Below are 9289 nucleotides of genomic sequence, written 5' to 3'. Positions count from 1 at the left end.
GCCCCAACCCCACCCCCGGCCACGCACGGAGCCATCATGCCCCAGTTATCCGCATACCTCAGTTTTGACGGCAACTGCGCCGAGGCCATGCGCTTTTACGAACGCGTGCTGGGCGGCCGCCTTGACGCGCTGGTCCGCTACGCAGATGCACCGCCCGATGCGGCCATGCCGGTGCTGTCGGACGAGGACGCCGGGCGCATCATGTACGCCCGCCTGACGCTGGACGAACAGACGCTGCTGGGCAGCGACGCCACCGCCGGACATCCCTACCCCGGCAACCGGGGCGTGGCGCTGGCGCTGGTGTATCCCACCGTGTCGGACGCGCATCGCGTGTTCGAGCACCTGGCCGAGGGCGGCAGCGTCACGATGCCGCTGCAAAAGACGTTCTGGGCGGAGGCTTATGGGGCGCTGGTCGACCGCTATGGAACGCGATGGATGGTGAGCGGCGGCCGGATGAACCACTGACAGTTCCGCGCGGCCGCCGCAGGCGTGATCCGCGGTTCGGGATGCCCGCGCCCCGGCTCTTCAACGGCGCCTCCTCCTAGCCGCCCGGCCGGTGCGCCGCCAGCACCTCATGCAACGATTGCGCCGCGCCCTGCAAGACCGGCACCGCGCGCAGCAGGTCGTCCAGCATCACCCGCGCGGTCGGCGCGTGGCAGGCCACCGCCGCCACCACGCGGTCCTCGGCGTCACGCACCGGCACCGCCACCGCGCTCATGCCGCGCACGAACTCCTCGTTGTCGATGCCGATGCCGCGCGCGGCCAATCGCTCCAGCTCGGCTTCCAGCTTGGCCGGGTCGGTCAGCGTGCGCGGCGTGTTGCGCGTGAGCGGCAGGCGCGCCAGCACGCGGCTGCGCTCCAGCCGATTCATCGATGCCAGAAACAGCTTGCCGCTCGCCGTGCAATGCATGGGCACGTGGCTGCCCACGGCAAAGAACAGGCGTAGGGGCTCGGACGTCTCGACGCGTTCCATGTAGACGACCTGGTCGCCGTCCGGCGCGGTCAGGTTGCACGTTTCGCCCAACGTGCACACCAGCTTGGTCAGCACCGCGCGGCATGCGCGCGTGAAGGCGCTGGCGCGCAGCGTGGCCAGCGCCAGCGATGTCGCCTGCGGCCCCGTCACGAAGCCGTTTTCAGTCGGGGTGGCGGCCACAAAGCCCGCGCGCTGCATGGCCGCCAAGAGGCGCATCAGCGTGGTCTTGGGCATGTCGAGCCGTTGCGCCAACTGCGCGAGCGTGGGCGGATGCTGTGCGCGGGCCAGGTGATCCAGCACCAGCAATGCCCGCAGCGAGCGGGCGGCTTCCTGGTGCCCGCCGCTGTCATCGGACCGGCCGTCGGCCGCCTGTTCCGATGCTGCACTGCGATTTTGAAACCGACGCTGCATGTTCTGTTCCATTTGTCTGCCCCAGCGCGTGTTGTGCTTTGTTCTGTGTGCGAGCTTCCTAGAATCGCCTCAGATGCCGGCCTGGTCCGCATTGCGGAGCGCGAGCCGGTCGGACCTGCCGAACAATATAAGGGAGACCGCGCGGATATGTCCGATACCGTCGATTACATCGTGGTGGGCGCCGGCTCGGCCGGATGCGTGATGGCGAACCGGTTGAGTGCGGACGGCGCGCACTCGGTGTGCCTGCTGGAGGCCGGTCCCAAGGACACCTATCCGTGGATCCACATTCCGATCGGCTACGGCAAGACGATGTTCCACAAGGTGGTGAACTGGGGCTTCTACACGGACCCGGATCCCAACATGCTGGACCGGCGCATCTACTGGCCGCGCGGCCGCACGCTGGGCGGATCCAGCGCCATCAACGGCCTCATCTACATCCGCGGCCAGCGCGAAGATTACGACGCGTGGGCGGCGGCCGGCAACGCGGGCTGGGGCTGGGACGACTGCCTGCCGTGGTTTCGCAAGCTGGAAAACAACGACCTGGGACCCGGCCCCACCCGCGGTACCGAGGGTCCGCTGAACGCCACGTCCATCAAGACGCCGCATCCGCTGGTGGAAGCGCTGATCGCCGCCGCGGGCAAGCTGGGCGTGCCGCACGTGCGCGATTTCAATAGCGGCGACCAGGAGGGCGTGGGCTATTACCAGCTGACCACGCGCAACGGCCGCCGTTGCTCCACGGCCGTGGCTTACCTGCGCCCCGCGCAGGACCGCCCCAACCTGCGCATCGAGACCGATGCGCACGCGATGGCCGTGCTGTTCGAAGGCAGCCGCGCCTGCGGCGTGCGCTACCGGCAAGGCGGCCAGGTCCGCACGCTGCGCGCCCGGCGCGAAGTCGTGCTGTGCGCGGGCGCCCTGCAATCGCCGCAGCTGCTTCAGCTATCGGGTGTGGGTCCGGCCAGCCTGCTGCGCAAGTTCGGCATCGGCGTCGTGCGCGACCTGCCCGGCGTGGGCGAGAACCTGCAGGATCATCTTCAGATCCGCCTGATCTACGAGACCACTCGCCCCATCACCACCAACGACCAGTTGCGCAGCCTGACCGGCCGGGTGCGCATGGGGCTGCAATGGCTGCTGCTGCGCAGCGGTCCGCTGGCCGTGGGCATCAATCAGGGCGCTCTTTTCTGCCGCGTCGATCCGGCCAGCCGCACGCCCGACACCCAGTTCCATTTCGCGACCCTGTCCGCCGACATGGCGGGCGGCAAGGTGCATCCGTTTTCCGGCTGCACGTATTCGGTGTGCCAGTTGCGCCCGACCTCGCGCGGCCGGGTGCGCCTGCGCAGCATGGACCCGTTCGAGGCGCCGTCCATGCAGCCCAATTACCTGTCGACGGACCTGGACCGCCGCATGGCGGTGGCCGCCGTGCGGTATGCGCGCCAGGTCGCTGCGACCGAGCCGCTGGCCGGCCTGATGAAACGTGAGTTCCGGCCCGGCCCGGACGTGCACACGGACGACGAGATCCTGCACTTCTGCCGCGAATATGGCGCCACCATCTTCCACCCGTCAGGCACGGCGAAGATGGGACCGCGCAGCGATCCGCTGGCCGTCGTGGACGAGCGCCTGCGCGTGCACGGCGTGTCGGCGCTGCGCGTGGTGGATTGCTCGATCATGCCCACGCTGGTTTCGGGCAACACCAACGCGCCGGTCGTGATGCTGGCCGAGCGCGCGGCGGATTTCATGCTGCAGGACGTGCGGCAGGCGCGCGCGCAAGTCCTGCACACGCCCGCCCGGATGGAGATGACGGACCCCGGCTAGGAAACCCATATCGCAGACAGACCCGGCCGCGGCAGCGCAGATTGCCAGGCCGACCCACCAAAGGAGACTGGACATGGCCAAGCAAAACGAAGCGGCGGTGCGCAAAGTCGTCACCGCCTCGCTGATCGGCGCCACCATCGAGTGGTACGACTTTTTCCTGTATGGCGTCGTCGCCGGCATCGTATTCAACAAGCTGTACTTTCCCACCGGGGACCCGCTGGTCTCGACCATGCTGGCGTACACGACGTTCGCCGTCGGCTTCGTCACGCGCCCGCTGGGCGGGCTGATCTTCGGCCATTTCGGCGACCGCATCGGCAGAAAGAGCATGCTGGTGATGACGCTGATGATCATGGGCATCGCCACCTTCCTGATCGGTCTGGTGCCCACGTACGACATGATCGGCATCTGGGCGCCGATCCTGCTGCTTCTTTTGCGCGTGTTCCAAGGCATCGGGCTGGGCGGCGAATGGGGCGGCGCGGTACTCATGGCCTATGAATACGCGCCACCGGAGAAAAAAGGCTTTTACGCGTCGTTGCCGCAGATCGGGCTGGCGATCGGGCTGTGCCTGGCGTCGGGTACGGTGGCGCTGCTGTCCGTCCTGCTGACCGACGAGCAGTTCATGGCGTGGGGATGGCGCATCGCCTTCCTGGCGTCCGCCGCCATGGTGGCCGTCGGCATGTACATCCGGCTCAACATCAAGGAAACACCGGAGTTCACCGCGGTCAAAGCGCAGAACGCCGAAAGCCGCATCCCGTTCATGGACATGATGCGGCGCTATCCCGGCAACGTCGTCAAGGGCATGGGCGCGCGCTACATCGACGGCGTGTTCTTCAACGTCTTTGGCGTGTTCTCGATCTCGTTCCTGACGCAGTCGGTGCAGATCACGCGGACCGAGGCGTTGATCGGGGTGATGGCGGCGGCGCTGGTGATGTGCTTCTTCATCCCCTTCTTCGGCCGCCTGTCCGACCGCATCGGCCGCACGCGCGTGTACTTCTGGGGATCGCTCATCACCGCCGCGGCGTCGTTCCCGGGCTTCTGGATGATGATCAACAGCGGCGGCAACGTGATGCTGATCTGGCTGGCCATCATCATTCCGTTCGGGATCCTGTATGCCGCCATCTACGGCCCGGAGGCCGCGCTGTTCTGCGAGCTTTTCGACGCCAAGGTGCGCTACACCGGCATCTCGTTCGTCTATCAGTTCTCGGGCATCTTCGCGTCCGGCATCACGCCCATCATTGCCACCGCCCTGCTCAAGACGGGCGGCGGGCAGCCGTGGCTGATCTGCCTGTACGTGCTCTTCGCGGGCGTGGTGTCGGCGTTCTGCGCGTGGCTGATCGGGCGTGGCAAGCAGCCGGTGGAGCTGGACGGCGCGGGTCAGCCGTCCATGCCGCGGGCGGGGCTGCGCAAGGCGTAGCCGGCGGGCGGGCCCCGATGGGCGGTGCGCGCAGGGGCCCGGGCCGTCGCCGGTCGGGTTCGGCGCGGCCCGCCCCGCTCAGTCCAGCGCCGCCTGCGGCGGCTGCTGGGCCGGCCAGCCCCCACCCAGCGCCTTGAACAGCGTCGCCAGCGCCGCCTGGCGCTGGGCGCTCACGTCGATATAGGCGATCTGATCCGTGTACGCGCTGCGCTGCGCGTCCAGATAACGCAGATGACTGTCGACGCCGCCGCGATAGCGCGCCTCGGACAACTGCATGGCGATCTGGCTGGATTGCGCCAGCGCCAGGCGCGAGGCCTCTTCGCGGCGCAGCGTCTCGGTGGCCACCAGCGCGTCGGACACCTCGCGAAACGCCGTCTGGATCGTCCTTTCATACTGCGCCACGGCGATGTCCTTGCGCACAGAGGCCAAATCCAGATTGGCCACATTGCGCCCGCCGGCAAAGATCGGCAGCGTGATCTGCGGCGTGAACGACCAGGCGCGCTGCCCGGATTCGAACAGGCCCGACAGGTCCGCGCTGGAACTGCCGAACAGCCCGGTCAGCGAAATGCTGGGAAAGAACGCCGCCCGCGCCGCGCCGATGCTGGCATTGCGCGCCTGCAACTGATGTTCGGCGGCCAGGATGTCGGGGCGGTTTTCCAGCAGCGCCGACGGCGCGCCCGCCGCGATCTCCTGCACCAGCATCGGCGCATCGGCCGTGCGCGCCGGCAGGTACGGCGACAGGTCGCTGATCCCCACCAGCAGGCCGAGCGCATTCCCGGCCTGGCGGACCTCGCGGTCCATGCGTTCCAATTCCGCGCGCGACTGCTCGGTCAGGCCCAATGCTTCCTGATAGTCCAGCGCGGTGGCCGTGCCCGCCTGACGGCGCTTGACGATCAACTCCAGCGACGCCTCGCGGCTGGCGAGGGTCTGGCGCGTGACATCCAGGCGGCGTTGCGCGCTGTCGCGGGCCACATAGGCCTGGATCACCTCGGCCACCAGGCTGATCTGCGCGCTGCGCGCCGTGGCCTCGGTCGACAGGTACTCCTGCAACGCCGCGTCCGACAAGCTGCGCACGCGGCCGAACAGGTCCAGTTCAAAGGCGGTGAGGCCCAGGCCGGCCTGGTAGCTGCTTTGCACCGCCGACTCGCCGGTGGTGTTCAGGTCGCCGGGGACGCGCTGGCGCGTGCCCGTGCCCTGCGCATCGATGCCGGGCAGCCGGTCGGCCCGCGTGATCTGATACTGCGCCCGGGCCGCCTCGATGTTGAGCAGCGACTGGCGCAGGTCGCGATTGTTGGCCAGCGACAGCTCGACCAGCTTGCGCAAGGCGTCGTCGGTGACGAAGGACTGCCAGTCCAGCGTCGCCGCCGCGGATTCGCCGGGGCCGGTCGATGCCAGGCTCCAGTTGTCACCAACGGGGGACGCCGGACGTTCGTAGACGGGCGCCAGCGAGCAGCCCGCCAGCGCCGCGGTCAGCAGCAGCGCGGACATCCGCAGGGGAAAGAAGGTCTGCAACATGAATTACTCCTGCACCGTGCGCGGCGTGGCATCGGTGGGCGAGGACTTGGGCGAGTCTTTGCCCCGCTTGCGCTGCACCAGCGACAGCACCCACACGAAGAAGATGGGGACGAAGATCACGCCCAGCAGCGTGGCGGTCAGCATGCCGCCGATCACGCCCACGCCCAGCGCGCGCTGGCTGGCCGCGCCCGCGCCGGAGGCCAGGGCCAGCGGCACGACGCCCAGGATGAACGCCAGCGACGTCATCACGATGGGGCGGAAGCGCAGCTTGGCGGCCTGGATGGCGGCGTCAGCCAGCGAATGCCCCTGTTCGCGCAGGCTCTTGGCAAACTCCACGATCAGGATGGCGTTCTTGGCCGCCAGCCCGATGATGGTGATGAGCCCCACCTTGAAGTACACGTCGTTCGGCATGCCCAGCACCGTCACCGCCAGCACAGACCCCAGCGCGCCGATCGGCACGATCAGCATCACGGACGCCGGAATCGACCAGCTTTCATACAGCGCAACCATCAGCAGGAACACCACCAGGAACGCCAGCGCAAACAGCATGGGCGCCTGCGAGCCGGCGAACTTCTCCTGGTACGACAGGCCCGTCCACTCGTAGCCGATGCCTTCGGGCAGCCCCGCCACGATGCGCTCGATCTCGGCCATCGCCTGGCCGGTGCTGCTGCCGGGCATCGCGTCGCCCGCGATCTTGAAGGCCGGATAGCCGTTGTAGCGGGAGATCTGCACGGGGCCGTTCTCCCAGTCCGTCTTGACGAACGCGCTCAGCGGAACCATGCCGCCCGTTTTGTTGGGCACGTTCAGTTGCAGGATGCTCTCCGGCGTCATGCGGTCACGTACGTCGGCCTGCACCACCACGCGCTGCAGGCGACCGGCGTTGGCAAAGTCATTGACCGTGGCCGACCCGTAGGCGGCAGAGATCGCCGTGCTGATGACGTCAAAGCCCACGCCCAGCGCCTCGGCCTTCTCGCGGTCGATGTCCAGGCGCAGCTGCGGCGCGTCGGCCAGGCCTTCCATCATGGCGTAGGCGATCACGGGCGAGCTGTTGGCCTGGGCCAGCAACTGGTTGCGAGCGTCGGTCAGCGCCGCACGGCCCAGTCCGCCCCGGTCCTGCAACCGCAGCGCGAAGCCGCCCGAGTTGCCCAGGCCTTCGATGGGCGGCGGGTTGACGGCCATGACCGCGCCGTCGTCGATCACTGCAAATTTCGCGTTGACGCTATCCGCCACGTCGGTAGCCGATTGGCCCTCGCCGCGCTCGGACCAATCCTTGAGCGTCGGGAACGCAATGCCCGCGTTCTGGCCGGTGCCCGAAAAGCTGAATCCCATGACGGTGAAGGCGTCGCCCATCGCGTCCAGCGACAGCAGGTGCTGTTCGACGTCGGCCACCACCTTGTCGGTGCGCATGTGCGTCGCGCCCGGCGGCAGTTGCACGTCAACGATGACGTAGCCCTGATCTTCCGGCGGAACGAACGATTCGGGAACGCGCACGTACAGCACGGCCAGCACCGCGACGATGGCCGCGTAGATGACCATGTAGCGGCCCGTGCGGCGCACCAGGCGCGTATTCAGCGCCTCGAAGCGGCCCGTCAGGCGGTTGAAGACGCGGTTGAACCAGCCGAAGAAGCCCTTCTTTTCGTCGTGATGGCCCTTGGGGATGGGCTTGAGGAACGTGGCGCACAGGGCCGGCGTGAACGTCAGGGCCAGGAAGCCCGAGAACAGGATCGACACGGCCAGCGACAGCGAGAACTGCTGATAGATCACGCCGACGGAACCGCTCATGAAGGCCAGCGGCAGGAACACGGCAGACAGCACCAGCGTGATGCCGACGATGGCGCCGGACACCTGCTCCATGGCCTTGACCGTGGCTTCGCGCGGCGACAGCCCTTCCTCGGCCATGATGCGTTCGACGTTCTCGACCACGACGATGGCATCATCCACCAGAATGCCGATGGCCAGCACCATGCCGAACATGGTCATCATGTTGACCGAGAAGCCCAGCACTGACATCACTGCAAACGTGCCCAGCAGACACACCGGCACCACGATCGTCGGAATCAGCGTGTAGCGGAAGTTCTGCAGGAACAGGAACATCACCAGGAAGACCAGCACCATCGCTTCCAGCAGCGTGTGCACCACCTTCGTGATAGCCACGCTGACGAACTTGGACGTGTCGAACGGCACCGAATACTCAACGTCCTCGGGGAACGAGGCCGACAATTCTTCCAGGCGCGCGTTCACGGCCTTGACGGTGTCGATGGCGTTGGCGCCCGGCGCAAGCTGCACCGCCGCACCCACCGACTTCTTGCCGTTCAGGCGCGTTTCAAAGTCGTAGCTCTGGCGTCCCACTTCCAGACGCGCCACGTCGGCCAGGCGCACGGACGAGCCGTCCGGGTTGGCGCGCAGCACGATGCGCCCGAATTCGTCCGGATTGTCCAGGGTGCCTTTCACGGCCAGCGTCGCGGTCAGTTCCTGCTCGGGCGCGCCGGGGCGGCTGCCGAAACTGCCGGCCGGCACCTGCACGTTCTGCGCGGCAATCGCCGCGTTGACATCGGCCACCGACAAGCCCAGGCCCAACAGCTTCTGCGGGTCGATCCACACGCGCATGGCGGCTTCGGCGCCGAAGAACTGCACCTTGCCCACGCCGTTCACGCGGCGGATTTCGTTGTTGATGTGGCGTGCGGCGTAGTCGGACAGACCGACCACGTCCTTGTGCGCGTCATCGCCCTTGTACGTCAGGGCGTAGATCATCAGGAAGTTCGAGCTGGCCTGCTCGACTTGCAGACCCTGCTGCGTCACGGCAGACGGCAGACGCGCCTCGGCCTTCTTGATGCGGTTCTGCACGTCCACCTGCGCCAGGTCGGGGTCCGTGCCCGGCTGGAACGTGACGGTGATTTCGGCGCTGCCGCTCGAGCTGCTGGACGACTCGTAGTACAGCATGTTCTTCGCGCCGTTCAGCTCTTCCTCGATGACGCTGGTCACCGAATCGACCAGCACCGTCGCGGACGCGCCCGGATAGGTGGCGGCGATGGTCACCTGCGGCGGCGCGACCACCGGAAACTGCGACACGGGCAGCGACGGAATCGCCAGCAGTCCCGCGAGCGAGATGAAGATGGCCACCACCCAGGCGAAATTGGGGCGGCCAATGAAAAACTTGGACATGGTCT

Annotated in this window: 6 protein-coding genes; 3 read left to right on the top strand and 3 right to left on the bottom strand. The window is 67.5% G+C overall.

The window, feature by feature from the left end; translation table 11 throughout:
• The first annotated feature begins 36 nt into the window (after positions 1-36).
• A complete protein-coding gene (locus MHZ91_RS23450) occupies positions 37-465 on the top strand; it encodes a VOC family protein (protein ID WP_239215960.1) in 429 nt (142 codons plus the stop codon).
• A 76-nt stretch (positions 466-541) separates the two neighbouring features.
• Here MHZ91_RS23450 and MHZ91_RS23445 read toward each other — a convergent pair whose 3' ends face one another.
• The gene (locus MHZ91_RS23445) at positions 542-1396 is read right to left on the bottom strand and encodes an IclR family transcriptional regulator (protein WP_239215956.1); all 855 of its coding nucleotides are present in this window, start codon (positions 1394-1396) and stop codon (positions 542-544) included.
• A 135-nt stretch (positions 1397-1531) separates the two neighbouring features.
• Between MHZ91_RS23445 and MHZ91_RS23440 the strand changes: the two genes are divergently transcribed.
• Positions 1532-3193 (top strand): GMC family oxidoreductase, encoded by a 1662-nt coding sequence (locus MHZ91_RS23440; protein ID WP_239215954.1) that lies wholly within the window; start codon positions 1532-1534, stop codon positions 3191-3193.
• Between the two features lie 73 nt (positions 3194-3266).
• Positions 3267-4607 carry an MFS transporter gene (locus tag MHZ91_RS23435; protein ID WP_239215952.1) on the top strand — a complete coding sequence of 447 codons (1341 nt, stop codon included), beginning with the start codon at positions 3267-3269 and terminating at the stop codon, positions 4605-4607.
• 78 nt (positions 4608-4685) lie between these two features.
• Here MHZ91_RS23435 and MHZ91_RS23430 read toward each other — a convergent pair whose 3' ends face one another.
• Complete coding sequence (locus MHZ91_RS23430) at positions 4686-6122, bottom strand: efflux transporter outer membrane subunit (protein ID WP_239215950.1); 1437 nt, start codon at positions 6120-6122, stop codon at positions 4686-4688.
• A 3-nt stretch (positions 6123-6125) separates the two neighbouring features.
• Complete coding sequence (locus tag MHZ91_RS23425; RefSeq protein ID WP_239215948.1) at positions 6126-9284, bottom strand: efflux RND transporter permease subunit; 3159 nt, start codon at positions 9282-9284, stop codon at positions 6126-6128.
• Positions 9285-9289 lie beyond the last annotated feature (5 nt).

It is taken from the genome of Achromobacter sp. ACRQX, from assembly GCF_022346505.1.
Lineage (GTDB): Bacteria > Pseudomonadota > Gammaproteobacteria > Burkholderiales > Burkholderiaceae_B > Achromobacter > Achromobacter animicus.
Note: the sequence above shows the minus strand (reverse complement) of the source record. Positions and strands in the feature narration are given on the sequence as shown.

Coding starts and splice junctions, on each gene's coding strand:
- MHZ91_RS23445 (WP_239215956.1), bottom strand. CDS start 1,396: ATGGAACAGAACATGCAGCGTCGGTTTCAAAATCGCAGTGCAGCATCG.
- MHZ91_RS23430 (WP_239215950.1), bottom strand. CDS start 6,122: ATGTTGCAGACCTTCTTTCCCCTGCGGATGTCCGCGCTGCTGCTGACC.
- MHZ91_RS23425 (WP_239215948.1), bottom strand. CDS start 9,284: ATGTCCAAGTTTTTCATTGGCCGCCCCAATTTCGCCTGGGTGGTGGCC.
- MHZ91_RS23440 (WP_239215954.1), top strand. CDS start 1,532: ATGTCCGATACCGTCGATTACATCGTGGTGGGCGCCGGCTCGGCCGGA.
- MHZ91_RS23435 (WP_239215952.1), top strand. CDS start 3,267: ATGGCCAAGCAAAACGAAGCGGCGGTGCGCAAAGTCGTCACCGCCTCG.
- MHZ91_RS23450 (WP_239215960.1), top strand. CDS start 37: ATGCCCCAGTTATCCGCATACCTCAGTTTTGACGGCAACTGCGCCGAG.